Annotated in this window: 24 protein-coding genes and 1 riboswitch; of the genes, 17 read left to right on the top strand and 7 right to left on the bottom strand. The window is 69.0% G+C overall.

Going from position 1 to position 26254, the window contains the following annotated elements; translation table 11 throughout:
• From paaE to ACQPYM_RS18015, 3 genes are all read left to right on the top strand, one after another.
• On the top strand, window positions 1–1086 hold the full coding sequence (paaE, locus tag ACQPYM_RS18005; protein WP_433022071.1) for a 1,2-phenylacetyl-CoA epoxidase subunit PaaE: 1086 nt from the start codon (window positions 1–3) through the stop codon (window positions 1084–1086).
• 126 nt (window positions 1087–1212) lie between these two features.
• Window positions 1213–2022 carry a metal-dependent hydrolase gene (locus tag ACQPYM_RS18010; protein WP_433022073.1) on the top strand — a complete coding sequence of 270 codons (810 nt, stop codon included), beginning with the start codon at window positions 1213–1215 and terminating at the stop codon, window positions 2020–2022.
• A 27-nt stretch (window positions 2023–2049) separates the two neighbouring features.
• Window positions 2050–3159 (top strand): serine hydrolase domain-containing protein, encoded by a 1110-nt coding sequence (locus tag ACQPYM_RS18015; protein WP_433022075.1) that lies wholly within the window; start codon window positions 2050–2052, stop codon window positions 3157–3159.
• On the opposite strand, the gene ACQPYM_RS18020 is transcribed toward ACQPYM_RS18015, so the two are convergent.
• Entirely contained in the window at window positions 3156–3671 is a 516-nt protein-coding gene (locus tag ACQPYM_RS18020; RefSeq protein ID WP_433022077.1) for a hypothetical protein, read from the bottom strand. The two genes, ACQPYM_RS18015 and ACQPYM_RS18020, sit on opposite strands and share 4 nt — an antisense overlap.
• Window positions 3672–3898: 227 nt before the next feature.
• Between ACQPYM_RS18020 and dapA the strand changes: the two genes are divergently transcribed.
• Genes dapA through ACQPYM_RS18035 form a run of 3 tightly spaced genes read left to right on the top strand, consistent with a single transcriptional unit; the run spans window position 3899 to window position 7553 of the window.
• Complete coding sequence (gene dapA / locus ACQPYM_RS18025; RefSeq protein WP_433022079.1) at window positions 3899–4813, top strand: 4-hydroxy-tetrahydrodipicolinate synthase; 915 nt, start codon at window positions 3899–3901, stop codon at window positions 4811–4813.
• The gene (locus ACQPYM_RS18030) at window positions 4810–6504 is read left to right on the top strand and encodes a ribonuclease J (protein WP_433022081.1); all 1695 of its coding nucleotides are present in this window, start codon (window positions 4810–4812) and stop codon (window positions 6502–6504) included. Before dapA ends, ACQPYM_RS18030 begins: the two co-directional genes overlap by 4 nt.
• Before the next feature lie 17 nt (window positions 6505–6521).
• The gene (locus ACQPYM_RS18035; RefSeq protein ID WP_433022083.1) at window positions 6522–7553 is read left to right on the top strand and encodes a LacI family DNA-binding transcriptional regulator; all 1032 of its coding nucleotides are present in this window, start codon (window positions 6522–6524) and stop codon (window positions 7551–7553) included.
• Here the strand turns inward: ACQPYM_RS18035 and ACQPYM_RS18040 are convergent.
• Both ACQPYM_RS18040 and ACQPYM_RS18045 read right to left on the bottom strand, forming a co-directional pair.
• Window positions 7495–8661: a YbfB/YjiJ family MFS transporter gene (locus tag ACQPYM_RS18040; RefSeq protein ID WP_433022085.1), complete on the bottom strand. Its 1167-nt coding sequence runs from the start codon at window positions 8659–8661 to the stop codon at window positions 7495–7497. The two genes, ACQPYM_RS18035 and ACQPYM_RS18040, sit on opposite strands and share 59 nt — an antisense overlap.
• The gene (locus ACQPYM_RS18045) at window positions 8658–9404 is read right to left on the bottom strand and encodes an alpha/beta hydrolase family protein (RefSeq protein WP_433022087.1); all 747 of its coding nucleotides are present in this window, start codon (window positions 9402–9404) and stop codon (window positions 8658–8660) included. The genes ACQPYM_RS18040 and ACQPYM_RS18045 overlap by 4 nt, the downstream gene beginning before the upstream one ends.
• A gap of 80 nt (window positions 9405–9484) precedes the next feature.
• Between ACQPYM_RS18045 and ACQPYM_RS18050 the strand changes: the two genes are divergently transcribed.
• Entirely contained in the window at window positions 9485–10078 is a 594-nt protein-coding gene (locus tag ACQPYM_RS18050) for a TetR/AcrR family transcriptional regulator (RefSeq protein ID WP_433022089.1), read from the top strand.
• Here ACQPYM_RS18050 and ACQPYM_RS18055 read toward each other — a convergent pair.
• Together ACQPYM_RS18055 and ACQPYM_RS18060 are read right to left on the bottom strand one after the other, a co-directional pair.
• A complete protein-coding gene (locus ACQPYM_RS18055; protein WP_433022091.1) occupies window positions 10059–11141 on the bottom strand; it encodes a fatty acid desaturase family protein in 1083 nt (360 codons plus the stop codon). The two genes, ACQPYM_RS18050 and ACQPYM_RS18055, sit on opposite strands and share 20 nt — an antisense overlap.
• A gap of 148 nt (window positions 11142–11289) precedes the next feature.
• Window positions 11290–12000 (bottom strand): GAF domain-containing protein, encoded by a 711-nt coding sequence (locus ACQPYM_RS18060; RefSeq protein WP_433022093.1) that lies wholly within the window; start codon window positions 11998–12000, stop codon window positions 11290–11292.
• Window positions 12001–12135: 135 nt separating this feature from the next.
• Here ACQPYM_RS18060 and ACQPYM_RS18065 point away from each other — a divergent pair, with 135 nt between their 5' ends.
• Window positions 12136–13686: an alkaline phosphatase D family protein gene (locus ACQPYM_RS18065; RefSeq protein WP_433022095.1), complete on the top strand. Its 1551-nt coding sequence runs from the start codon at window positions 12136–12138 to the stop codon at window positions 13684–13686.
• A gap of 27 nt (window positions 13687–13713) precedes the next feature.
• Window positions 13714–15777 carry a prolyl oligopeptidase family serine peptidase gene (locus ACQPYM_RS18070; protein WP_433022097.1) on the top strand — a complete coding sequence of 688 codons (2064 nt, stop codon included), beginning with the start codon at window positions 13714–13716 and terminating at the stop codon, window positions 15775–15777.
• Between the two features lie 49 nt (window positions 15778–15826).
• On the opposite strand, the gene ACQPYM_RS18075 is transcribed toward ACQPYM_RS18070, so the two are convergent.
• The gene (locus tag ACQPYM_RS18075; protein WP_433022099.1) at window positions 15827–17194 is read right to left on the bottom strand and encodes an aminotransferase class V-fold PLP-dependent enzyme; all 1368 of its coding nucleotides are present in this window, start codon (window positions 17192–17194) and stop codon (window positions 15827–15829) included.
• A 16-nt stretch (window positions 17195–17210) separates the two neighbouring features.
• Window positions 17211–17324, bottom strand: a riboswitch (SAM riboswitch).
• Window positions 17325–17486: 162 nt separating this feature from the next.
• On the opposite strand from ACQPYM_RS18075, the gene ACQPYM_RS18080 reads away from it, so the two are divergent.
• The 4 genes from ACQPYM_RS18080 to ACQPYM_RS18095 all read left to right on the top strand — a co-directional run bounded on the left by ACQPYM_RS18080 (window position 17487) and on the right by ACQPYM_RS18095 (window position 22199).
• Window positions 17487–18014, top strand: coding sequence for a DinB family protein (locus tag ACQPYM_RS18080; RefSeq protein WP_433022101.1), 528 nt, complete (start codon window positions 17487–17489; stop codon window positions 18012–18014).
• Between the two features lie 107 nt (window positions 18015–18121).
• The gene (locus tag ACQPYM_RS18085; protein ID WP_433022103.1) at window positions 18122–20770 is read left to right on the top strand and encodes a DNA translocase FtsK 4TM domain-containing protein; all 2649 of its coding nucleotides are present in this window, start codon (window positions 18122–18124) and stop codon (window positions 20768–20770) included.
• Window positions 20771–20773: 3 nt separating this feature from the next.
• Complete coding sequence (locus ACQPYM_RS18090) at window positions 20774–21346, top strand: hypothetical protein (protein ID WP_433022105.1); 573 nt, start codon at window positions 20774–20776, stop codon at window positions 21344–21346.
• 94 nt (window positions 21347–21440) lie between these two features.
• Complete coding sequence (locus tag ACQPYM_RS18095; protein ID WP_433022107.1) at window positions 21441–22199, top strand: helix-turn-helix domain-containing protein; 759 nt, start codon at window positions 21441–21443, stop codon at window positions 22197–22199.
• 32 nt (window positions 22200–22231) lie between these two features.
• Here ACQPYM_RS18095 and ACQPYM_RS18100 read toward each other — a convergent pair whose 3' ends face one another.
• The gene (locus ACQPYM_RS18100; protein ID WP_433022109.1) at window positions 22232–22402 is read right to left on the bottom strand and encodes a hypothetical protein; all 171 of its coding nucleotides are present in this window, start codon (window positions 22400–22402) and stop codon (window positions 22232–22234) included.
• Window positions 22403–22944: 542 nt separating this feature from the next.
• Here ACQPYM_RS18100 and rimO point away from each other — a divergent pair.
• From rimO to ACQPYM_RS18120, 4 genes are all read left to right on the top strand, one after another.
• Entirely contained in the window at window positions 22945–24504 is a 1560-nt protein-coding gene (gene rimO, locus ACQPYM_RS18105; RefSeq protein WP_433022111.1) for a 30S ribosomal protein S12 methylthiotransferase RimO, read from the top strand.
• Window positions 24501–25124 carry a CDP-diacylglycerol--glycerol-3-phosphate 3-phosphatidyltransferase gene (gene pgsA / locus ACQPYM_RS18110; RefSeq protein ID WP_433022113.1) on the top strand — a complete coding sequence of 208 codons (624 nt, stop codon included), beginning with the start codon at window positions 24501–24503 and terminating at the stop codon, window positions 25122–25124. The genes rimO and pgsA overlap by 4 nt, the downstream gene beginning before the upstream one ends.
• Window positions 25125–25321: 197 nt before the next feature.
• Entirely contained in the window at window positions 25322–25789 is a 468-nt protein-coding gene (locus ACQPYM_RS18115) for a CinA family protein (protein WP_433022115.1), read from the top strand.
• A 163-nt stretch (window positions 25790–25952) separates the two neighbouring features.
• On the top strand, window positions 25953–26240 hold the full coding sequence (locus tag ACQPYM_RS18120) for a helix-turn-helix domain-containing protein (protein ID WP_360272207.1): 288 nt from the start codon (window positions 25953–25955) through the stop codon (window positions 26238–26240).
• Window positions 26241–26254: the final 14 nt, after the last annotated feature.

The following is a 26254-nucleotide window of genomic DNA, read 5'->3' on the forward strand; positions in this document are numbered from 1 at the left end:
ATGACGACGACGATGACGCGCCGCAGGGCGACCTTCCATCCGTTGACGGTGAAGGCGGTCGACCTGATCACCGAGGACTCGGTGGCGATCACCTTCGACGTGCCGCCGGAGCTCGAGGCGGAGTACGAGTTCGCCGCGGGTCAGCACCTGACCGTCCGGCGGCCCGGCGACGACGTCCGGCGCAGCTACTCGATCTGCTCGCCGGCCGGTTCCGGCGTCCTGCGGATCGCGGTCAAGCGGATCCCCGGTGGCGAGTTCTCGTCGTACGCCGCGTCCGATCTGAAACCCGGCGACACCGTCGACGTGATGACCCCGCTCGGCCGGTTCGGTACGCCGCTCGACCCGGCGAACGCGAAGCACTACGCCTTCGTTGCCGCGGGCAGCGGGATCACGCCGGTGCTCTCGCTGGTCGCCACCATCCTGCGAGTCGAGCCGCAGAGCCGAGTCACGTTGCTCTACGGGAACCGCACGGCGGGCTCGGTGATGTTCGCCGACGAGCTCGCCGACCTCAAGGACGTGTACGCCGAGCGGCTGCATCTGGTGCACGTCCTGTCTCGTGAGTCGACCGAGGTCGAGTTGTTCAACGGGCGGATCGACAGCGATCGGCTGCGCCGGATGCTCGCCACGATCCTGCCGGTGAAGTCCGTCGACGCGTGGTTCCTCTGCGGGCCGTACGCGATGGTCGTCGGTGCCCAGGAGTTGCTGCTGGAGCAAGGGGTGCCGCGCGAGACCGTGCACGCCGAGCTGTTCCACGTCGGTGATGAGGCACCGGTGGCCCGGGCCGAGGAGACCGTGATCGACGCGGAGGCGGCCGAGGTGACGGTGATCCTCGACGGGCGCCGGTCGACGTTCCCGCTGGGCGAGCACGCGAAGGCCGTGCTGGACGCGACGCTCGCAGTACGGTCCGATGCGCCGTTCGCCTGTAAGGGTGGCGTTTGTGGGACCTGCCGGGCGAAGGTGATCGAGGGCTCGGTCCGGATGGACACCAACTGGGCTCTCGAACAGGACGAGATCCGGGCCGGCTACGTCCTCACCTGCCAGTCCCACCCGACCAGCGAGAAGGTCACCCTCGACTTCGACGCCTGAGCGGTAGGCAGCGGTAGGCACCTGTGCCGTAGGCAACTGCCGGGCACGACCCGTGTGGCTCCCCGGAACTGTCGGTGAACGCTGAAAGGATTGGCGGCTCACGACTGATGGGGGTGGGGCGCCGTGATGGGGCGTTCGCATGCGTTGTCCGGTTGGTGCGCGGGGCTTGCGGTCGCGCCGCTCGTGGGGCTCAGTTCGGTCGCCGAGGTGGTGCCGTTCGCCGCGGCGACGGCGGGCTACGCGTTACTGCCGGACCTTGATCATCCGGGCGCGGGCGCGTCCCGGTTGCTCGGTCCGATCACCGGGTTCGTCTCCAGTGTGGTGCGGGCCTTCTCGAGCTTGCTCTACTCGCTCACGAAGGGGCCGCGCGACGAGGACAGCACGGGTCAGCATCGGCATGCGAGTCACACGCTGGCGGCCGCCGTTCTGCTCGGTATCGCGACTTCGAGTGCCGGCGCGGCGGGTGGTTGGCGCGCAGTACTGGCTGTTGCTCTGTTCGGGCTGATCCTTGCCGCCGGTGCGCTGGGGGACTGGGTCCTGCTGGTGGTGCTCGGGGCGGGTGCGTGGACGATCGCCGGCACGTGGCTGCCTGGTGAGTCGGCGGTCCACAACCTGCATGCGGGGCTCGACGGAATCGGCAGTTGGATCGGTGCGGCGGTCACGGTCGGCATGTTCGTGCACTGCCTCGGTGACAGTCTCACGCGCTCCGGCTGCCCGTGGCTGTGGCCGCTGCCGATCCGCGGCGAGACCTGGTACGAGATCCGCTTGCCTCGCCATCTCCGCTTCCGCACCGGCGGCTGGGTGGAGAATCTGCTGATCGCCCCCGCTCTGATCATCGCGGGCGTGCTCCTGCTGCCGGGCGCGATGCCGATCGTGCAGGACATCTACGCCGCCATCTTGTCCACGACATCGGTCTGGATCGCGGGTAGCCAATAGATCGAACCGGTCGGTACTATCTCAGCCATGACCTCTGGCTGGACGGCTGACGGGTTCGGCGCTGTCGCGGTGGCGTTCGAGCGCAACTTCACCGAACAAGGCGAACGCGGCGCCGGGTTCGCGGCGTACCGCGACGGGCAACTCGTGGTCGACCTGTGGGGTGGACTGGCTCGGCCCGACGTGCCTTGGGCGGAGGACACGGTCCAGCTGATCTTCTCCGGTACCAAAGGCCTGGCGGCGGCTGCCGTGTTGTTACTGGTGGAGCGTGGTGTAGTCGCGTTGGAGGCGCCGCTCAGCAAGTACTGGCCGGAGTTCGGAGCAGCTGGGAAAGAGGCGATCACGGTCGCCGAGGTGCTGTCCCACCAGGCGCGGTTGCCGGGGACCGACTTCAGCAAAGTGGACTTGCTCGACCATGACGCGGTCGCGGCGCAGCTTGCGGCACAGGCTCCGTCGGACGATCCGCGGGCAGAGTTCATGTACCACGCGACCACCTGGGGCTGGCTGCTCGACGAGCTCGTGCGACGTACCGACGGCCGGCCGATGGGCGCGTTCTTCGCCGACGAGTTCGCGGCTCCGTTGGGGCTGGAGGTGTGGATCGGCTTGCCGGAAGACCTGCATTCAAAGGCTTCCACGATGGTGGCTGCGGACGGCGTACTGGCCGATCCCGCGGAAGTCGATCCGTTGCGGCAATTGCTGCGGAACCCACTGCTGGTGCCGGGAGCCGACGAGATCTGGAACAGTCCGCAGTACCGGAGTGCGGGGCTGGCGGCGGTCGGCGCGTTCGCGACGGCGCGTGGGATGGCCCGGTTCTACGCATCGCTGCTCGGCGAAGTCGACGGCGTGCGGGTGTTGCGACCGGAGACGGTCGAGCTGGGCAGGCGGGAGATCCGCCGGGGCATCGAACCGTTCTGGGGGAGCGAGATGGCCTACGGCGCGGGCTTCGAGCTGAAGGCCGCGGCTGCGTATCTCGGCGCACCCGCTGACGCCTTCGGTCACGCCGGCGCCGGCGGGTCCCGTCATGGGGCCTGGCCGAGCCGCGGGATCAGCTTCTCCTATCTGATGAACGAGGTCCGCGTGGCAGCGCCGGATCAGCGACCGCTCGACCTGCTGGCAGCGCTGGCCGAGGCGACGGCCTAGGTCCGGTCCATCGGGCGGCCGAGGAGGTAGGACGGGTGGCCGCCGGACTCGAGGGCGGCGGCGAAGCGTTGGAGGTTGCGCTGGGTGGGCCACGCTTCCCAGCCGATCAGGGCGAGCGCCAGTGCGGCGCCGATCAGCACGGGCCAGTAGCTGGTCGCGACGAAGGCGATCGAGATCGACGCGAAGAAGACCGCCTCGCACACCAGGAAGCGCGTCAAGGTCGACTTGTTGAAGGCCAGCCAGGACTGGTTCTCGACCTGGGCAGGCGTTCCACCCGGCTGCACGGGGGTGGCGCGGAAGCCGACAAGTTCGCAGAACGAGTAGGCACCGACGGCCAGTGCGAGCGGGACCAGGGCCGTCCAGCTCGCCGGGAACTCACCGAGGCCGTGGATCCTCCCCAGCACGAACCACACGACGAGCGCGGTCATCGGTATGGGGAAGAGCAACCCGAGCATCAGCGTGTGGGTCGACTGGCCGGCCGGTGGGCGGGGAGCAAGCTGCGGTGTGGACACCGGCAGAGGCTATCGGGCCGGAATGTCACCGGAAATCCACACAGAGTCATCATTTCGGCACGAAGAGTATTTGCAGAAAGTTTTTCTGACTTTTTTCCCCGAAGCTGTAACGACTCCGGGGGCTCCGGCGATAGGACGAGTGAGCCTGGTGGCTGCCCGGACCCCCGAGCGGACAGCCACCAGGCCTACTCATTTCCTGAGGTGCTGGGAGCGGTAATCTGAGCCCCATGTCCTCTAGCGAACCCACCGCCTCGACGGCCCTGCCTTTCGGCAGGTTGACCACGGCGATGATCACTCCGTTCCACCCCGATGGCTCGCTGGATCTCGACGCCGCGCAGCAGGTCGCCACCAAGCTGGTCGACGAGGGCAACGATTCCCTCATCGTGAACGGCACCACCGGTGAGGCACCGACCACCACGGACGAGGAGAAGGTGCGGCTGATCCGCGCCACCCTCGAGGCGGTCGGCGACCGCGCCCAGGTGATCACCGGCGTGGGCACGAACAACACCGCCCACAGCGTGCAGTGCGCGAAGGCCGCCGAGGCCGCCGGCGCGCATGGCCTGCTCGTCGTCACCCCGTACTACAACAAGCCTCCGCAAGAGGGCATCAAGCTGCACTTCACCGCTGTCGCCGATGCCACCGGCCTCCCCGTGATGGCCTACGACATCCCCGGCCGGGCCGGCGTACCGATCACCACCGAGACGCTGCTCGCGCTGGCCGAGCACCCGCGGATCGTCGCGGTCAAGGACGCCAAGGGGGATGTCGCCGCGACGACGAAGGTGCTCGCGAACTCCGACCTGTTCTACTACTGCGGTGCCGACGAGCTGAACCTGGCCTGGCTGGCGATGGGCGCGGTCGGGATCGCGAGCGTCGTCGGGCACGTCGCCAGTCCGCAGTACCGGCAGTTGATCGACGCCGTTGTGGCCGGGGATCTCGCCACCGCGCGGCGGATCGACCGGCTGTTGGTGCCCGCGGTCGAGGCGATCATGACCCGGACGCAGGGCGCCATCATGGTGAAGGCCGCCCTCAAGCTGGCCGGCGTCATCGAGCACGCGACGCTGCGGGCGCCGCTGGTCGAGGCGACCGGCGAGCAGATCGACGCGCTCACCACCGACCTCAAGACGGCAGGACTGATTGCATGAGTCACCCGCACCCCGATCTGTCCGCGCCGGGACCACTGGCTCCCGGCGCGCTCCGCGTCATCCCACTCGGCGGTCTCGGCGAGGTCGGCCGGAACATGACCGTCTTCGAGTACGACGGCAAGCTGCTGATCGTCGACTGCGGAGTGCTCTTCCCGGACGAGAACCAGCCCGGTGTCGACCTGATCCTCCCGGACTTCCAGCCGATCCGGGAGCGTTTGGACGACATCGTGGCGGTCGTCCTGACGCACGGGCACGAGGATCACATCGGCGGTCTGCCGTACCTGCTGCGCGAGCGCGGCGACATCCCGGTGGTCGGTTCGCAGCTGACCCTGGCGTTGCTGGAGGGCAAGCTCAAGGAGCACCGGCACCGCAACGTGCCGCAGCAGACCGTGGTCGAGGGCGAGACGGTGCGCTTCGGGCCGTTCGAGTGTGAGTTCGTCGCGGTCAACCACTCGATCCCGGACGCCCTGGCGGTCGCGATCCGGACGCCGGCCGGCCTGGTCCTGCACACCGGTGACTTCAAGATGGACCAGTTGCCGCTGGACCACCGGATCACCGACCTGCGCTCGTTCGCCCGGCTCGGTGAGGAAGGCGTCGACCTGTTCATGGTCGACTCCACCAACTCCGAGGTGCCCGGTTTCACCACCCACGAGCGCGACATCGCGCCGGTCCTGGACGGCGTGTTCACCAAGGCGCGGAACCAGCGCATCATCGTCGCCTGCTTCGCCTCGCACGTGCACCGGGTCCAGCAGGTGATGGACGCGGCCGTGAAGCACCACCGCAAGGTCGCGTACGTCGGCCGCTCGATGGTGCGCAACATGGCGGTCGCCCGCGATCTGGGCTTCCTCACCGTGCCGGGCGACACGTTGATCGACATGCGCGAGCTGGAGAACTACCCGCCCGAGCAGGTCGTGCTGGTGTCCACCGGGTCGCAGGGCGAGCCGATGTCGGCGCTGTCCCGGATCGCGGCCAACGACCACCACGTCGTACAGATCCAGCCGGGCGACACCGTCGTACTGGCGTCGTCGCTGATCCCGGGCAACGAGAACTCGGTGTTCCGGGTGATCAACGGGCTGACCCGGCACGGCGCGAACGTGATCCACAAGGGCAACGCGCTGGTGCACGTGTCCGGTCACGCATCGGCGGGCGAGCTGCTGTACTGCTACAACATCGTGAAGCCGCGCAACGTGATGCCGGTGCACGGCGAGATCCGGCACCTGCACGCGAACGCCGAGCTGGCCCGGCAGACCGGCGTACCGGCCGAGAACGTCGTGGTGGTCGAGGACGGGGTGGTGGTCGATCTGGTCGACCGCAAGGCCGTCGTGGCGGGCAAGGTGGAGTGCGGGTACGTGTTCGTCGACGGCTCGACCGTGGGCGACATCACCGAGACGTCGCTGAAAGACCGCCGGATTCTCGGCGACGAGGGTTTCATCTCGGTGATCGCCGTGATGGACTCGGTCACCGGCAAACTGACCGCCGGTCCGGAGATCCACGCGCGCGGATTCGCCGAGGACGATGCCGTCTTCGACGAGCTGAAGCCGCGGATCGAGGCGGAGATCGAGAAGGCGATCGGGGGCGGGGTGGACGACATGTACCAGTTGCAGCAGGTCATCCGCCGGGTGGTCGGCAAGTGGGTCAGCGATACTCATCGCAGGCGGCCGATGATCATCCCTGTCGTGGTCGAGAGTTAGACGGAGAAGGTGGGCCTGTGAGCATCACTGGTGTGAATGGAGCCGGGCAGCGCCGGCCCACCATGAAAGAGGTCGCGGCCCGGGCGGGGGTGGCGCTCAAGACCGTGTCCCGGGTGGTCAACGAGGAGCCGAACGTCAGCCCCGAGCTGACCGCGAAGGTCCAGGCCGCGATCAAGGAACTCAACTACACGCCGAACGAGAGCGCCCGGATGCTGCGCCGCGGCAAGACCGGCACGATCGCGGTGGTGATCCGCGACATCGGCGACCCGTTCTTCGCCTCGCTCGGCCGTGCGGTCGAGCTGTGGGCGCGGGGGAGCGGCTCGGTCGTGATGATCGGCCTGACCGACGAGGACCCCGACCGCGAGCGGGACGTCTGTCTCGAGTTCGTCGCCCGCCGTCCCGACGCGCTGATCATGGCGCCGATCGGCGAGACCCAGGACTACCTGGCGCCGCACGTGGATGCCGGCATGGCCGTCGTCACGATCGACCGGCCGGCACACGGTATCGAGGCCGACGCGGTGCTCGCCGACAACGCGGGCGGTATCGACCAGGCGATCGACCACCTGGTCCGCCAGGGGCACCGCCGGATCGCCTACCTCGGTGACGACGAGCGGATCTTCACGGCACGCGAGCGGGTGGTGGCCTACCGGGCCGCGATGGCCAGGCACCGGATCGACGTCGACGAGGACCTGGTCCACCTGTCCGAGCCGACGACCGAGGGGATCGGGATCACGCTGTCCGCAGTACTGGACCGGCCCGAGGCCGCCACGGCGATCCTGTCGGCCAACAACATGACCACCGCCGAGGTACTGCGGGGCATGGCCGGCCGTCGTGACCAGGTGGCCCTGGTGTCGTTCGACGACCTCGCGCTCGGCGACCTGCTGAGCCCGGGACTCACCGCGGTCGCACAGTCGGCCGACGTGATGGCCCGTACTGCGATCCAGTTGATGACCGAGCGCCTCCCCGAGCCACATCGCCCGGGCCGAACCGTCAGGGTGCCGGTGAAACTGACGATTCGCGGCTCGGGGGAGATCCCGCCGCGGAGCTAGCCGTTTTCCAGCAGACCGCAACCAACGCGCCCGCGAGGCAGAGGGCAGCGGTCCAGTTGAGGGTCGCGCTCGGACCGAGGCGGTCGGCGAGCAGTCCGGCGGGCCACGGTCCGATGGTCTGTCCGGCGGCGAACAGCACGGTGAGGGCGCCGACGACGGCGGTCCACTCCTGCGGAGGTCTGGTACGCCGGACCAGCGCGGCGACCGAGGCGGGAACGTTGAGGAAGGTGAAGCCCACGATCGCGGCCGAAAGCAGCACTAGTGTGCGGTCGATGAGGGGGAGTATCGCTGCGACCACTTGCAGGATCAGAAGAACTGCCATTGCGCGGGCATCGGCCCAGCTGGCCAGCGGGCGGCTCCAGACCGGTGGTGCGACGATCGCGGCCAGTCCGATCAGCGTCCAGGTGGCGGCGATCTCGGGTGCGGTGCTGTGTTCCGACTTGAGGTAGGCGGTCAGGAACGTGATGTAGACGATGTAGCCGGCGCCGAACAAGACATAGGCGACGCCGATCGGCCAGAGATTCCCCAGCCTGGCCTTGGCTTCGGCCGCCGGTACTACTGAGGTGACCGCAGACCAGGAGACCGCCGTGGCAGCGAGCGAGGCCGCGCCGAGCAGCAGCCAGGCGACCGGCCACCGGCTCGGGTGTCCGTCCAGCAGGAGTGGGAGCGCGAGTCCGCTGAGCGCGACGCCCAGCCCGGCACCGCCGAAGTACACGGTGATCGCGGAGCGGTCGGCCATTCTCGCGGCGATCACCGTGCCGGCGACGAAGACCAGCGCGCCCGAGAAACCGGCCGTTGCTCTGAGCAACAGCTGGAGCAGCGGGATCGCGGTGGCCGCGGTCGCGGCGAGGGAGGCGGTGGTGACGATCATGCCCAGCCGGAAGGAGCGCGCCGTGCCGAGCCGGCGGACGACCATCGCCACCACGATCGCTCCGAGCAGGTAGCCGACGCCGTTCGCCGTCGTCTGCAGGCCGGCATCGGCCAGGGACCAGCCGAGTTGGTCGCGCATGGCGGGCACGACCAGTCCGTAGGCGAAGCGCGCGAAGCCCAGCGCGACGGCGGATCCCAGCGCGAGGCGGTACTTCACAGCTTGCGCTTCAGACCTCATAGCCTGGGTTTCAGGAAGGCGAGCACCGCCTCGGCCAGCTGCTCACGATGGTCCGACAGGGCATGGTCGGTAGGGAACAGGTGATGCTCGGCGTTCTGGTAGGCGGCCACCAGCGGTACGTGGTGCTGCTCATGCGGCGCCGCCGCGTCGCGATCGGCGGCGATCAGGAGGACGTGGCGGTCGGCCAGCTTCGGGGCGAGCGGCGCCAGGCGCCATTCGGGGCCGTGGGCAACCATCTCGTCGACCAGGGCGCGGCCGCTGGTGCCTTGCAGGGGGAGCAGATCGCTGTCGAACGGCTCGACGTACTGGTCCGGGTTCGGTGCGGTGGCCGCGGCGCCGAAGTCGAAGCCGGCGATCGAGGCGACGACGGGGATCGTGGGGTCGGCCGCGACGGTCCGCAAGGCGGCGAATCCGCCCATGCTGTGGCCGACGACGGCGATCCGGGCGGGATCGATGCGCGGGTCTTTGCGCAGTACCTGGACGGCGGTCGCCGCGTCCTCGAGCACGTTGCTCCACGACCACGTGCCGGCCGCGCCCCACGAGCCGCGGTAGTGGAAGACGAGGGTGGCGTAGCCGGCCCGCTTGAAGGCATGGGCGAGGTCGAAGTTGCGCTCCCACCCCGGAAACCCGTGCAACAGCAGGACGGCCGGATGGGGCCCGTCACCGGCCGGGAGATGCAGCACTCCGGGGAGCTGGTGCCCGCCGCTGGCAACGGGGAAGGCGGACGTGCTGGCGTGCGTCAAGGGGGCACCTCATCTGATCGAACCGGTCGGTACCATCACCACGCTAGCAAGAGATAGTCCCGGTCGGTACCATCTGTCTCATGCCTGTCGCCAAAGGAAGCTCACTGGATCCTGAACGGACCCGGGCGGCGATGCTCGAGGCCGCCAGCGTGGTCTTCTACGAGCGCGGCCTGGACGGCGTCGGGATCGCCGAGCTGTGCGCGTCCGTGGGAGCGTCGAAGGAGACGCTGTACCGGCACTTCGGCTCCAAGGACGGGCTGATCGCCGCGGTCCTGCAGGCTCGGAGCGATCGCAACAACGCCTGGCTCCGGCGGGCGGCCGACTCGGGCGGGGATGATCCCGTCGCCCGGCTGACCGCTGTGTTCGCAGTACTGGGGGAGTGGTTCGAGCAGGCGAACTACCGCGGCTGTGCGCTGCTGAACGCCGCCACCCAGCGGCATTTCGAGCCGGCCCACAGCATGGCGGTCCGCCATCTCGACCGCTATCAGGAATTGCTCACCGAGATCGCGACCCAGGCCGGGGTCGCCGATCCGGACCGGGTCGGGCGTCAGTTGCTGATGCTGCTCGAAGGCGCGACGGTGATGGCAGACCATCACCAACTGGGCCGCGCGGCGGCCGATGACGCACTGGCCGCCGCCCTGCCGTTGCTGTCGTCTAGTCGCGGTACTGACTGACCAGCGGGCACTGGAACGGGTCGCGGGCTCGCAGGCCGACGTTGTTCAGGTAGTCGACGATGATCGTGTACGACTCGAAGAAGCCGACCTCGGTGTACTTCACGCCATTCTGCGCGCAGTACTCGCGCACGATCGGCTGAACCTTGCGCAGGGTCGGTCTCGGCATGCTCGGGAACAGGTGGTGCTCGATCTGGTAGTTGAGGCCGCCCATGGCGAAGTCGACGACAGCGCCACCGCGGATGTTGCGGGACATCAGCACCTGGCGGCGCAGGAAGTCGAGCTTCATCGTCTTCGGGACGAGCGGCATGCCCTTGTGGTTCGGCGCGAACGAGCCGCCCAGGCAGACCCCGAAGACGGCCAGTTGCAGTCCGAGGAACGCGCTGGCCTTGCCGAACGGCAGGACGACGTACAGGGCGGTGATGTAGAGGCCGAGGCGCGAGACGACGACCGCGGCCTCGACGCGCTCGACTCTGGTCGCGCCGCGACGGAACAGGTGCTGCAGGCTCGACACGTGCAGGCTGAGGCCTTCCAGCGTCAGCAGCGGGAAGAAGAGCCAGCCCTGGCGGTCGCCGAACCACTTGATGAAGCCGCGCCGGCGGCTGTCGGCGTGGTCCGGGGTGAAGGCGATCACGCCGATCCCGATGTCCGGGTCCTTGCTGATCTGGTTCGGCGCGTTGTGGTGCTTGCTGTGCTTGTTCTTCCACCAGGTGATGCTCATCCCGGCGATGCCACCGGCCAGCAGGCGGGCGGTCCAGTCGTTCCAGGCGGCGGAGTGGAAGATCTGCCGGTGCGCGCTGTCGTGGCTGAGGAACGCGACCTGGACCAGGATGAGGGCCAGCGCGCCGGCCATCAGCAGCTGGAACCAGGAGTTGCCGAGCAGGACGAAGCCGGCGATCACACCGCCCAGCGCGGCCAGGACCAGACCGATCCGGGTCCAGTAGTAGGTGTAGCGGCGCCGCAACAGGCCGAGCTCACGCACCGTGGTGAGCAGATCGCTGTAAAGACTCGCATGCCGTTGCTGCGGTCTTTGGGCGTGCGGGTCTTCAGCGAGCAGTTGTGACAAGGAGAACGCCCCATCCGGAGTGCATCGGTCGAGATGCGCCACCGGGTCCAGGGCAGCGCCACGAGAAGAGTGGCTGTTGCCCCCAACGGAACCATGCCGACCGGCGCTACGCAACCGACCGCCCGGCTGGTGCGTGGCGCGGCCGGGCTCAGCGGGTCAGCAATGCGGAGGTCTGGAGCGTGCCGTCGAGCACACTGTGGGCCACCGAGGTCAGTCCGTGACCCCGGCCACGTGCATAAGATCGCATCGCGGTGAACGCCTCCGGCAGGGTCAAGCCGGTCCGCTCGGCGAGCATGCCCTTGGCCTGCTCGATCACGATCCGGCTGTCCAGGGCATGCTGCAGCTGCTCGGCGAGCTCCCGCCGGTCGCGCAGCTCCCGCTCGTGCAGAAGGCCGATCGTGGCCATGTCGGCCAGTGCCTGGGCGAGCGCGACGTCCTGGTCGGTGAGCGGACCGCGGCTGGTCCGGAACACGTTCATCGCGCCGATCACCTGCCCGCGCAGCCGCAGCGGCACGGCGTGCGCCGAGACAAACCCTCCGGCCGCAGCGGCCTCCGCGAACTGCGGCCAGCCCCGCAGGTCCACGTTCACCACCGGTACGCCGGTCTGGAAGCACTGCGGGCAGGGCCCTTCGTTCTGCTGCAGCTCGAACAGTTCCAGCAGCTCGGTCTGGTCGTCCGACGAGGCCATCACGTGCAGCGTTCCGTTGTCGTCGGCAAGCATCAGGCCGGCCGCCTGGACGTCGAGCAGCTCGACGGTCGCCTCGGCGAGCATGCCGAGGAAGTCGACCAGGTCGAACTCGGCGACGAGCGTGTCGGCCAGCTTGATGAAGATCTGCGTGAGGCGGTGTTCCCGTGTCATTCCTTGAGCGCGCCTTTCGTCCAGCGTCACTCCATCATCTGTCCTCGGACAAGGCCGGCAACAGCGTGGCTGAGTTGTCAGGTAGTTCGCCCGGCCGTCATCCGCGCGTCATCCGGGCAGAGCACCTTCGGCATCATGAACTTGAGCCGCCGCCAGTTGCTGGCCGCCACTGCCGTCGCGGGTGCCGCCGCCGCAGTACCGGGCCTGACGACTGCCTCTGCCTCCGCCACCTCCGCCGCAGCCGCCCCGGCCATTGTTCGCCGCGGCCGTCCCGGCCTGCCGTCAGGGATCGCCAGTGGCGACGTCACCGCGAACTCGGCCGTCGTCTGGTCCCGTACCGACCGCCCGGCCCGCATGGTGGTCGACCTGACCAGCCATGGCCGGTTCGACCGGGCCATCCGGCTGCGGGGGCCGGTCACCTCGGCCTCGCAGGACTACACCGCCCAGCTGCCGCTGCGTGGCCTGCGGCCCGGCCAGCGCTACGACTACCGGATCGGCTTCGAGGACGCCTACGGCCGCTGCGGCGAGACCACCGAAGGCTCCTTCAGTACGCCGGGCCGCAACCGCCCCGTGAGCTTCGTGTGGACCGGTGACACCGCCGGCCAGGGGTACGGCATCAACCCCGACTTCGGCGGCATGATCGCGTACAAGGCGATGCACCGGACCCGGCCGGACTTCTTCCTGCACTCCGGCGACAACATCTACGCCGACGGCCCGATCGCCGCCGAGGTGAAGATCCCCGACGGCACGGTGTGGAAGAACCTGGTGACCGAGGAAGTCAGCAAGGTCGCCGAGACGCTGGCGGAGTACCGGGGGCGGTACAAGTACAACCTGCTCGACCACAACGTCCGTGACCTGTACGCCGACGTGCCGATCATCAGCCAGTGGGACGACCACGAGACGGTCAACAACTGGTACCCCGGCGAGATCCTGACCGACGCGCGCTACACCGAGAAGCGGGTCGACGTACTGGCCGCTCGTGCGCGGCAGGCGTTCCTGGAGTACCTGCCGATGGCCCACACGGCCGGCCGTAACCGCATCTACCGCAAGGTGAGCTATGGCCCGCTGCTCGAGGTCTTCTGCCTGGACATGCGCACGTACCGCGACGCCAACCCGGCACCGGGCGTGGCCGGGCCGGTCGCGATCCTGGGTGCCGAGCAGGCGGCCTGGCTGGTCCGCGAGGTCGCCGCTTCGAAGGCGACCTGGAAGGTGATCGCCAGCGACATGCCGATCGGACTGCTGGTGCCGGACGGTGCCGACATCGAGGCTGTCGCCAACGGCCAGGCCGGAGCGCCTGGCGGCCGGGAGCACGAGATCGCCTGGGTGCTTTCGCAGTTCAAGCGCCGCAAGGTCCGCAACACCGTCTGGCTGACCGCGGACGTGCACTACTGCGCTGCGCACCACTACGACCCGTCCCGCGCCGCCTTCACCGACTTCGACCCGTTCTGGGAGATCGTCGCCGGTCCGGTCAACGCGGGCACCTTCGGGCCGAACGCGCTCGACTCGACCTTCGGTCCGCGGCTGGAGTTCGTGAAGGCGGCCGACTTCCCCAATCAGCCGCCGTCCGGCGGAAACCAGTTCTTCGGGCACGTCGAGATCGACCCCCGGACAGAGGTCTTCACCACCTCGCTGCGGGACCTGTACGGCAAGGTGCTCTGGCGTAAGGAGCTGCAGCCGGGACTGTGATCCGGGCAGCGGGTTAGGTTTGGTGGCATGAGCGCCGAGTACCCCGAGAGCCGCCGTGACGAGACCGTCGTCGACACCCTGCACGGCCGTCAGATCGCTGATCCCTACCGCTGGCTGGAGGACGCCGACTCGGCCGAGACCAAGGACTGGGTCCGCCGGCAGAACGAGGCGTTCGAGGCGGAGCTGTCGGGCTACCCCGAGCGGGCGTGGTTCCGGGAGACGATGACGGCGATCCTGGCGCGCCCGCGGGCCGGCGTACCGGCTCGGAAGGCCGGCTGGTACTTCGTCGGTCGCAACGACGGCTCCCAGGCGCAGGACGTCATCTATGTCGCCGACTCGCTGCAGGGGCTGCTCGACGGCGGCCGGGTCATCGTCGACCCCAACACGCTGTCCGAGGACGGCACTGACTCCCTGGGCAGCTTCACGGTCAGCCCGGACGGCCGGTACTTCGCGTACGGCGTCAACGAGAGTGGTAGCGACTGGATCACCTTCCGGCTCCGGGAGGTCGCTACCGGCGCTGACGTTGACGACGTGGTGACAGAGGCCAAGTTCTGCGAGGCCACCTGGCTGCCGGACTCGTCGGCGTACCTGTACCTGCACTACCCGACCAGTGGGCGCGCTGAGGGCACTGAGACGAAGGCGCTCGGTGGCGGGCAGCTGAAGCTGCACAAGGTTGGTACGCCGCAGCAGGACGACGAGCTGATTCTGAGCTTCCCGGACAACGACCGGATCTTCATCGGTCCCGAGGTGTCCGACGACGACCGCTACCTGGTGATCACGATCAGCCAGGGCACGGACCCCGCCACGAAGCTCTGGTTCTACCCCATCACGGATGGCGCGCTGGGCGAGCCGATCAAGGTGATCGACGAGTTCCGCGACGAGACCGTCTTCGTCCGGATGTCCGGTGAGCAGCTGGTACTGCGAACCGACCGCGACGCGTCCCGCGGCCGGGTGGTTCAGTCGGACCTGGCCGGCACCTTCACCGATCTCATCCCCGAGGGTGAGGGCGCGCTGCAAGCCGTCAGCGGCACCGGGTCGGGGCTGGCCGTGCTCTCGCTGATCGACGCCCAGCCGGTTCTGTCGCTGCACGATCTCGACGGGGGCAACGCCCGGGTCATCCCGGTGCCGGGTGGGGCCGTCGTCGGGCTGAACGCGTCACCGAAGTACGACGAGGTCTTTGTCGGTCTCTCCTCGACCACCGACCCGACGGTCTCCTACCTGGTCTCGGCGGAGACGGGCGAGTTCCGGGCGCTTCCCGAGCTCGTGCCGCCCGGTTCGGGCTTCGTCTCGCCGGAGATCATCGTCACCCGCCGGGTCGAGCCGGGCCGTGAGGTGCCGTACTTCCTGATCAGCCGGGCCGACCTGACCTTCGACCAGCCGCGGCCGACCCTGATGTACGGGTACGGCGGGTTCCGGATCCCGGTGCTGGCCGACTACCGGCCGGGGTGGCCGGCCTGGATCGCGGCAGGCGGCGTACTGGTGATCACGAACCTGCGGGGCGGTGGCGAGTACGGCAGCTCCTGGCACGACGAGGGGCGGCTGGCCAACAAGCAGAACGTGTTCGACGACTTCATCGCGGTCGGGGAGCACCTGACCAAGACCAAGGTGACCACGCCGCACAAGCTGGCCATCCACGGCCGCAGCAACGGCGGGCTGCTCGTCGGAGCAGTGATGGCTCAGCGGCCGGACCTGTTCGCAGTAGCGCTGCCCGGTGTCGGTGTGATGGACATGCTGCGCTTCCACCTCTTCACGGTCGGCGCCGCTTGGGTATCCGACTTCGGGTCGCCCGACGACCCGGCACAGTTCGAGGACCTGCTTGCCTACTCGCCGCTGCACAACCTGCGCGAGGGCACGGCGTACCCGGCCACCCTGGTCGTCACCGGCGATCATGACGACCGGGTGGTGCCGCTGCACAGCCACAAGTTCATGGCGACCCTGCAGCACGTGCAGGCAGGGCAGAACCCGGTCCTGAGCCGCATCGAAGTCAACACCGGCCACGGTTTCGGGAAGCCCGCCGCCATGGTTGCTTCGGAGTGGGCAGACCTGCTGGCGTTTGCCGCTCACCACACAGGTCTGGAGCCGGGGGTCTAGCTGGTTTGAGGGGTCTGCGCCGAGCGGTGGCGCTGGGTCCCTCGGTGGTTCACCAGATCCGGGGAGCCTCGAGGTCGCGGGGGTCGCCGACGGGCTGGCAACCGTGGGCCGACTCCTCGTACTCCGCCGTCAGGCCATTGGTAGCCAGGTTGCGGACGGCGTTTACGAGGCGGTCCACGTGCTCACGCGTCGTACCGAGACCGAGGCTCGCGCGGACCGCCGTACAGTGCTCCGGCGAGCCGGCGAGCAGGTGCCCGACCAGCTGGTGCGCGCAGAACTTCCCGTCCCGCACGCCGATCCCGTACTCCGCGCTCAGAGCCGCGGACACCAGGTTCGAGCTGACGCCCTCGACCGTGAAGCAGACGGTGCCGACCCGATCCGCGTCGACCCCGAAGATGTCGTACGTCCTGACGCCGGCGATCTGGGCGAGGCCGGTGCGGAGCCGAGCGAGCAGGCTGCGCTCGTGCTGCTCGATCGCCTCGCGGTGCTTGCTGATCGTGGCGCAGGCGGTGGCCAGGGCGATCGCGCCGATCACGTTGGGGGAGCCACCTTCGTGCCGCGCGGGGCCTTCGTTCCAGACGGTTGCCTCGCTGGTCACCGAAGCGGTCGCGCCGCCGCCGTACAGGTAGGGGTCTGCGGCGTTGAGCCAGTCGGCGCGGCCGATCAGGGCGCCGGCGCCGTACGGGGCGTAGAGCTTGTGACCGGACAGCGCGACCCAGTCGACGTCCAGCTCCTGGATGTTTACTTGGCGGTGCGGGGCGAGCTGCGCGGCGTCGAGGCAGACTCGCGCGCCGTGGGCCTTGGCGACGGCGGCGATCTCAGCGATCGGGAAGATCTCGCCGGTGACGTTCGATGCGCCGGTGATGACGACGAGGCGAGGGCCCTCGGGGGCGGCGCGCAGGGCATCGGCCACTGCAGTCACCGCTGCGGTCTGGCTTGTCGGCGCTGCGAGCCGGACGGTCCGCTCGGCCGGCCAGGGGAGGAGGGCCGCGTGGTGCTCGGACTCGAACACGATCACGGTCGCGTCTTCCGGGACTGCCCGGGCCAGGAGGTTCAGCGCATCGGTGGTCTGACGGGTGAAGATGACCTGGTCCGTTGGGCGCGCGCCGACGAAGGCGTGCACCTCGGCGCGAGCCCGCTCGTACCACTGCGTGGTGATCCGCGAGGCGTAGCCGTTGCCCCGGTGCACCGACGCGTACGACGGGAGCGCGGCCTCGACCGCGGCTCGTACCGACTCCAGACACGGCGCGCTCGCACCGTGGTCGAAGTTCGCGTAGTCCGTCACGCGGCCGTCGGCCAGCGGGACCAGCAGGTCATTCGCGACGGTGGCGGGGACGCTGCCGGTGGTGAGCCGGGCGACGGTGGGCCGGACGGCGGCCGTGCTGGTGGCCGGCTCGAGGATGGAGAGGATCGACATGGTTCTGCTCCCGGGTGGTCCGCACTTGCCGATCGGGGTGTCCGAACGGCCGGGTCCTCACCCGGGGCACCCCACCGCGGAGGAGGGTTGCCGGCCAGCAAGCCGGGGCTTCGCGCTGGCACTCATGACCTGCCGAAGACGGTAACCGCCTGGCTGGCGCCGACGCCAGTGCAAGTCTCGTATCGTGGGATACTCGAACGTATCGTGAGACGACAGGCGTGGCGGTGGGGCCTTTCGTGTCGTTGGGTGGGGCACCGGTCCGTCGTGACGGCTGCCGGGCAAGGATGACGGCATGACCTGGATCGCACCTGAAGTCGAGCGGCCCGGCGGCTCGCTGGTCGCCCCCGAACAGGAACTGCTGGCCGGCTACCTGAACTTCTACCGGACCACGCTGCTGCACAAATGCGCCGGCCTCACCGCCGAGCAGTTGGCCAACCGGCCGTCACCGCCCTCCAACCTCTCGCTACTAGGCCTGATCCGGCATGCCCGGAAGGTGGAGCGGATCTGGTTCCGCATCCACTTCGCGTCCGCCTCCACGACTTCGCCGGCCGAGCCCGCTTTCGATCCCGCGCTGGGCAAGGACGCGGATTTCGAACTGATCGACGCCGGCCAGGCGCAGGCGGAGTACGAGGCCCTCGTCGACGAGTGGGCGCTGTCCGACAAAGCAGCCGAGGGCTACTCGCTCGACCAGCAGTTCACCGTCAGAGGCGAACTCTCTTCGCTCCGGATGATCTACCTCCACCTGATCGGCGAATACGCCCGCCACTGCGGCCACGCCGACCTCCTCCGCGAACAACTGGACGGAACCACGGGCGCCTGACTCTCCGCTCGGGAGGGTGGTGTTTGTGCTGTGACGCTACGGATGGGGTGGTGTGATCGGCGTGTGACACGTGTGACTCGAGTGGTAGTCGGGGTAGCCTGCTAGACATGGCGACCCGCACGTCTTCCCCGGCGCGGGCGCGGAAGTCCGCAGCCAGCAGCCCTGCATCGGGCCGTTCGGCGGCAGGTGGCCGCTCCCGTCCGTCAGGCGCCCAGAAGCGTGGGCAGAGCACCAAGCGCGGCGGTTCTACCGCTGCGCGTACTGCCACGCCCAAGGCGGGCGGTGCGGGTCCGTTCGCGACCGCCATGCTCGCCCTCGGCCGGGGGCTGATCAAGCTCTGGATCGGGATCGCCCATCTGCTCGGCGGCATGGTTCGCGGTATCGGGCACGGCGCCCGCGACCTCGACCCGGCCCACCGCCGCGACGGCGCCGGCCTCACCCTGATCGGTCTGTCGCTGGTAGTGGCAGCCGCAATCTGGTGGGACCTGCCAGGCGCGGTCGGCAACGGCGTACGGACAGTGGTCGGCGGCAGCGTCGGCATGCTCGGCTGGGCCGTCCCGCTGATGCTCCTGTTCATCGCCCTGCGCACGATGCGCCACCCGGACCGCAACGGCCCGGCGGGACGCCAGGTCATCGGCTGGAGTGCCGTCTCCATCGGAGTGCTCGGCCTGGTCCACATCGCCAATGGCCTACCGCGTCCCAACAACCCGGCCGACGGCCGGCTGCAGGACGCCGGGGGAGCGATCGGGTACTTCGTCTCCGCGTTCCTGTCCGACCTGCTCACGCAGTACGTGACAGCGCCTTTGCTGGTCCTGCTCGCGATCTTCGGTGCCCTGGTGGTCACCGGTACTCCGATCTACGCGATCCCGCTCCGCGTGCGCGCCGCCTTCGACGTACTGCTCGGCCGGACCGAGCTCCCGGCTGATGCTCCGTCCGTCGCCGCGCAGGCCGACGACACCGTGCGCCTGACCCGCAAGGAGCGGCGCGCGAAGGCCGCTCTCGACGAGGACGGCGAGCCGACCATCAAGCCGTACGACTCGCCGGTGCTCGAGGGTCGCGAGATCTCCAAACGCGGCCGCAAGAAGGCCGCCGTCGAGCCCGAAGAGGACCCGTACGACGTCGACGCGGATGCCGCTGCGGCTGCCGCGGCCGCCGCCCCGCCGATCTACGGTGCCGTGGCGGGCGCGATGAAGGCCGGCGCGAAGAAGGATTCCGACCCGGAGCCGCCCGGCGAGCCGCCGCCGCACACCCCGCTGCCGCAGCGGGTGGAGCAGCTCAGCCTGTCCGGCGACATCACCTACACGCTGCCCGACGGCCAGATCCTGAAGCCCGGTTCGGTCCACAAGGCCCGGACCAAGGCGTCGGACGCCGTCGTGGACCGGCTGACCGAGGTGTTCGACCAGTTCGGCATCGACGCCCAGGTCACCGGCTACACCCGTGGCCCGACCGTCACCCGGTACGAGGTCGAGCTCGGCTCCGCGGTGAAGGTCGAGAAGGTCACCGCGCTGTCGAAGAACATCGCCTACGCGGTCGCCTCGGCCGACGTCCGGATCCTGTCGCCGATCCCCGGCAAGTCCGCGATCGGCATCGAGATCCCGAACACCGACAAGGAGATCGTCAGCCTCGGCGACGTGATCCGGTCGGCCACCGCGCGCAACGACCACCACCCGATGGTCGCCGGGCTCGGCAAGGACGTGGAGGGCGGGTTCGTCGTCGCCAACATGGCGAAGATGCCGCACCTGCTGGTCGCGGGCGCCACCGGCTCGGGTAAGTCCTCGTTCGTGAACTCGCTGATCACCTCGGTGCTGATGCGGTCCACGCCCGACGAGGTGCGGATGATCCTGGTCGACCCCAAGCGGGTCGAGCTGAACAACTACGAGGGCATCCCGCACCTGATCACGCCGATCATCACGAACGCGAAGAAGGCGGCCGAGGCGCTGCAATGGGTCGTCCGCGAGATGGACATGCGGTACGACGACCTGGCCGCCTTCGGGTTCCGGCACGTCGACGACTTCAACAAGGCGGTCCGTACCGGCAAGGTGAAGCCGCCGCCAGGCAGCGAGCGCGTGCTCACGCCGTACCCCTATCTGCTGGTGATCGTCGACGAGCTGGCCGACCTGATGATGGTCGCGCCGCGCGACGTCGAGGACTCGATCGTCCGGATCACGCAGCTGGCGCGTGCGGCCGGTATCCACCTGGTGCTGGCCACGCAGCGGCCGTCGGTCGATGTCGTGACCGGCCTGATCAAGGCGAACGTGCCGTCCCGGCTGGCCTTCGCCACCTCGTCGCTGGCCGACAGCCGGGTCATCCTGGACCAGCCCGGCGCGGAGAAGCTGGTCGGGCAGGGTGACGGTCTGTTCCTGCCGATGGGCGCGAGCAAGCCGATGCGGATCCAGGGTTCCTGGGTCACCGAAAGCGAGATCCGGGCTGTCGTCGAGCACTGCAAGGAGCAGCTGCAGCCGACGTACCGGGAAGACGTCACCGTCGCGCCGGGCCCGAGCAAGGACCTGGACGACGAGATCGGCGACGACCTCGACCTGGTCGTCCAGGCGGCCGAACTGATCGTTTCCACCCAGTTCGGCTCGACGTCGATGCTGCAACGTAAGCTCCGGGTCGGTTTCGCCAAGGCGGGCCGGCTGATGGACATCCTGGAGAGCCGGGGTGTGGTCGGGCCGAGCGAAGGATCCAAGGCCCGCGACGTACTGGTGAAACCGGACGACCTAGAGGACTTCGTCGCCACATTGCGAGGAGAGTGACCCGTGACCGCCCATACCGCGATGCCCCGGTCTGAGCAGCACGCTGTCGACACCGATTCCGTCACCCACGAGTTCACCGTCCGTGCCTCCCAGCCGGTGCACGGAGCCCTCGCGGCCGGCGCCGGCCTGGTCGCGATCGGCTTCGCCGCCTCGGCGTCGAGCAGCCCCACCGGCGTACTGCGCTGGATCGCCGCGGCCGCCTTCGCGCTGCTGGCCGTGGTGTGCGCGCGAGCGCTGACCGTCGGCGCGCTGCTGGTCGCCGACGACGTCGGCATCCGGCTGCGGATCCGCAACGAGTGGGTCGGCACCCGGTGGGAGGAGATCGAGGAGGTGACCGTACTGCGCCGGCGGCACCTGTTCGACGACGGCCGGATCGCGGTCCATCTGCTCGATCCCGGACCGGTGCTCAGCGAGATGCCGGCCGCGACGCGCAAGGTCACCGATGCCAACCGGCGACTGACCGGCACGTCACTCGCGGTACCGTTCGGGTTGACGGCCAAGCCGTCCAACGGGGAAGTGGTACAGGCTCTGCACATGCTGGCGGACACCAGGTGTCCGGTCAGGGAACAACTCTGAGCTACGCGTGACCCCGTCGAACCCCGGCCGTTGACTGTGTGATGTCAGCGAATCCGGAGCATTCAACTTCGGACGGTGGAAAGAGGTGGTGGGCGTGAGCATCGGCAGCGAGCTCACGGCGGCCCGCGAACGGGCTGACATGACGATCGAGCAGCTGAGTGCGTCCACCCGGATCAGATCCGGGCTGCTCACCGCCATGGAGGCCGATGACTTCTCCCGCTGCGGCGGCAACTTCTACGCCCGCGGTCACATCCGGGCGATCGCCCGCGTGGTCAAGGCCGATCCGGAAGCCCTGCTGGCGACGTTCGACGAGACCCACCCGGCACCCCAGCCGGACCGCGTCCGTCGCGAGGAACGCGCGAAGTCCAAGCGCCCCACCCTGCACCCGGCCCGCCCGCGCTGGGCAGTCGTCCTGGGCGCGATCCTGGTCGGCCTGATGGGCTGGGGCATGGTCCGCCTCTTCACCCTCCCCAGCGACGTCGAAGCAAATGCCTCGAAGACCACCCCCACGGTCGCGGTCACGACTCCGGCACCCAAGGCGATACCCAAGCCCAGCGTCAATCCACCCGCACCCAAGCCCGTCAAGCCCGCCGTACCGGCCGCCACGAAGCTCACCCTCACAGCCCGAGGCGACGGCTCCTACGTCACCATCCGCACTGCCAAAGGCCAAAGACTCTTCCAGGGCCTCCTAGGCCCCGGCTCCACCCAAACCATCACCCACAAAGGCGAAATCCGGGTCACCCTCGAAAACGGCACCAACATCACCGTCTACATCAACGGCACCAAAGCCACCCCACCCAACAAACGCTTCACCATCCTCCCCACCGGCAAACTAACCACCCCCAACACCTAACCCCGCGCCCCATCGCAGGCGCAGTGCAGGCGTTAGGCACTGGCCCGCTCCACCGCCACTCCGCCCGGCGGTTGTTCGTCGACTGAGCTGGCAACGATGTGCGGTCCGCTGGTGTGATCGAGCGACAGGACGCATCCACCCGACGAGTACTGCCGGGAGAGCAGCGCATCCAGGAACCACCACCTCCACCTCTCGACCAGCACGACCTGCTCTCTGAGCCCGGCGACCTAGAGGCAAGCACTAGGTGCCAGCGCGCCGCTCCACCAGCTCAGTCATCGCACCTCCCGCGATGGGTGCAGCAGAGCACCCAGGGAGGACCCGGCCGCCGCACGGCCAGCACACCACTTCAGCCATCGCATCTCCCGTGATGTGGGAGCAGAGCACCCCCAGAGACCACCTCTGACCGCCGCATGGCCGGTGCCGGGTGCCCGCCCATCGCCCTCCCCGAGCGGGGAGCAGAGCACCCAGGAACAACTCCGGGCCGCCGCGCAGCTTGCGCACCAGCTAGGTATCACTCGCCGCGCCTGAGCAGAGCGATCAAGAAGCCCGAGCACTGCGTTCAGGAAAACGCATTCGGTCAGCACAGGTGCCGCCTCCAATCAGGACGGGTGCCGCAATCAGCTAGTGCTGTGAACCCGCCGTCCACTCCCATACCGCACAGCAGCAGCGCCCCCGGGCTCAGCGCGGGTCCCGTCCGGTGGCGGTTGATTTCTATGCGGTCGGTGGAGCAGTCATACTCGGGGTGATGACTACGACTCCCACCACCGTCGCCCTGGTCACGCTGGGCTGTGCCCGCAACGACGTCGACTCCGAGGAACTGGCCGGCCGGCTCGAGGCCGGTGGCTTCCGGCTCGTCGAGGACGCTGCCGACGCGGACACCGTGGTGGTGAACACCTGCGGCTTCGTCGAGGCTGCGAAGAAAGACTCCGTCGACACCCTGCTGGCCGCCTCCGACTACAAGGACTCGGGTCGCACGCAGGCCGTCGTGGCGGTCGGCTGCCTGGCTGAGCGGTACGGCGAGCAGTTGGCCGAGGCGCTTCCGGAGACCGACGCGGTGCTCGGATTCGACGACTACGCCGACATCTCCGACAAGCTCCGCTCAATCCTCGCCGGCACCAAGCACGAGTCGCACGTCCCGCGCGACCGCCGCAAGCTCCTCCCGCTCGCTCCCGCCGACCGCGCGAACACCCACGGCGTCTCCGTCCCCGGCCACGGTGACGCCGCCCAGGCACCCACCGCGGAGCAGGGCCTGAAGGGACGCACGCTCAAGGCGTCGGACCCGACCGAGCTGACCATCGACGCCCCCGACCTCGCCTCCGCGCCCGCCAGCGGCCCACGCGTCGTCCGGCGCCGGCTCGATGGCGGTCCGATGGCTCCGTTGAAGCTGGCATCCGGCTGTGACCGTCGCTGCGCGTTCTGCGCGATCCCGGCCTTCCGTGGCGCCTTCGTCTCCCGTCGCCCGACCGAGGTCCTCGGCGAGGCGCACTGGCTCGCCGAGAACGGTGTCCGCGAAGTCTTCCTCGTCTCCGAGAACTCGACCTCGTACGGCAAGGACCTGGGCGACCTGCGTCTGTTGGAGACACTGGTCGCGGAGATCGCCGAGGTGCCTGGCCTGACCCGCGTGCGGGTCTCGTACCTCCAGCCCGCGGAGATGCGCCCCACGCTCATCACCGCGATGGCATCGACGCCCGGCGTCGCCCCGTACTTCGACCTGTCCTTCCAGCACGCGTCCGGCCCCTTGTTGCGCCGGATGCGTCGCTTCGGCGACTCCGAGCGCTTCCTCGAACTGATCGAGCAGGTTCGCGCCCAGGCACCAACGGCCGGTATCCGGAGCAATGTGATCGTCGGGTTCCCGGGGGAGACCGAGGAGGACGTGGACATTCTCTGCGACTTCCTTTCCCGCGCCGGGCTCGACGCGATCGGAGTGTTCGGTTACTCGGACGAGGACGGCACCGAGGCGGAGACCTACGACGGCAAGCTGGACGAGGACACCATCGCGGCCCGCCTGGACCGGGTCACCCGCCTCGCGGAGGATCTGACTTCGGCCCGCGCCGAGGCGCGGATCGGGGAGACCGTCGAGATCATGGTCGAGTCGATCGACGGCGACACCGCCGAAGGTCGCGCTGCCCACCAGGGCCCGGAGGTGGACGGCTCCACCACGCTGACCGGGTTCCCGGCGGATCTTGCGATCGGTGATCTGGTCGCCGCCGAGGTGGTCGGAAGCGAAGGGGTCGACCTGATCGCCACCTACGCCGCGCAGGTGAGCCCCCGAGAGAGCGTTCCGGCAGCTAACCTGACCGCGTGACCATCCCGCCGACGAACCCGGTGCCACGCGCCGCCGCCGGGCCGCTGACCGCGCCCAGCGCCTGGAACGTGGCCAATGCGCTGACCGTGCTGCGGCTCGTCCTGGTGCCCTTGTTCGTCTGGCTGCTGCTCCGCGACGCCGGGGCCACCGACGGCAACCGGCTGCTGGCCACGGCGGCCTTCGTGGTCGCGATCGTCACCGACCGGTTCGACGGCGATATCGCGCGCCGCTGGAACATGGTCACCAACTTCGGCAAGATCGCCGACCCGATCGCCGACAAGGCCCTCACCGGCGCGGCCTTCATCGGCCTCTCGATCCTCGGCGAGCTGCCCTGGTGGGTCACCGCCTTGGTGATGGTTCGTGAGTGGGGCGTCACCCTGCTCCGCTTCTGGGTGATCCGGCACGGCGTCATGCCGGCCAGCCGCGGCGGCAAGCTGAAGACGGTCCTGCAGGCGATCGCCCTGGGCCTCTACCTCCTTCCGTGGCAGTCGGTCGCAGTCCTGCACTGGACCGCGATCGTCTTCATGGCCGCAGCCGTCCTGGTCACGATCATCACCGGCCTCGACTACGTAGGCCGAGCCCTCCGCCTCCGAGCCGCCGCCAAACGCCCCCTCCCATGACCCAGAACCACCCCTCGACTCCCACCGATTCCAGCTCCGTGGCCTCACCCACCAAGCCAGCCACGCCCTCCGCGCCGGCTGCGCCCCTGGGGTCCTCCGCGCCTGCTGCACCCCCCGGGGCCACCGCGTCCGCTGCGCCCTCCAGCTCCGTTGCGCCGTCCGCGTCCGCTGAGCCAGCCGCGTCGTCCTCTGAGGTCTTGCAGAGACTGGTGGGGTTGCTGAAGGAGCGTGGCGAGACTCTGGCGACGGCGGAGTCTCTGACCGGTGGGCTGGTGGGTGCGGCCCTGACGGACGTGCCGGGTGTGTCAGCGGTCTACCGCGGTGGAGTTGTTGCCTACGCGACCGATCTGAAAGCCACCCTCTGCGGTGTCCCAGAGGAACTGCTGGCCGCTGTGGGACCTGTGCACCCCGACACGGCCGCAGCTCTGGCCATGGGTGTGCGAGAGCGCCTCGGCGCCACCTACGGCCTGGCAACGACCGGTGTTGCCGGTCCTGACCCTCAAGCGGGCGTCGAGGCCGGCACCGTCTACGTCGCCGCCGCCGGACCGGACGGAGTACAGGTGCGTAAATTGGCTTTGAGTGGTGACCGGACGGCTGTCCGGCGGGGGAGTGTGCAGGCTGTGCTGGAACTTGCCGCCGAGTTGGTGGCGGAAGAACTGGCTTGATCGGAGTGTTGAGACCAGCATGGGAACAGGTAAGGCAGACTGGCACGGCGCACCGAAGCTGGACATTGCGAGGAGTAGTGACCCAGCAACGGGTACCGTTGGTCCCCACGGTCGAGCTACGGTGCGAGTAGGTTCGATCCGACAGGCGGAAGGGAGAAACCTCATGGTGCTGGTTCGTGGCCTCCTGGGCGACGTCCTGCGGCGCAAGCGGCTGCGCCAAGGGCGCACTCTGCGCGAGGTGTCCGCCGACGCCCGGGTCAGCCTGGGCTACCTCTCGGAGGTCGAGCGCGGCCAGAAAGAGGCTTCGAGCGAGTTGCTTGCGGCCATCTGCATGGCACTGGACGTTCCGCTGTCGACGGTCTTCGCCGAGGTCAGCGAGGATCTCGCCCGGGAAGAGGCGCTCGTCCTGGCGCACCCGGCGATCGAGCCCGAGGTCGTTGCCGCCGCCTGATCCCGGCAGCTCGC

Source organism: Kribbella sp. CA-294648 (assembly GCF_050943845.1).
Classification (GTDB): Bacteria; Actinomycetota; Actinomycetes; order Propionibacteriales; family Kribbellaceae; genus Kribbella.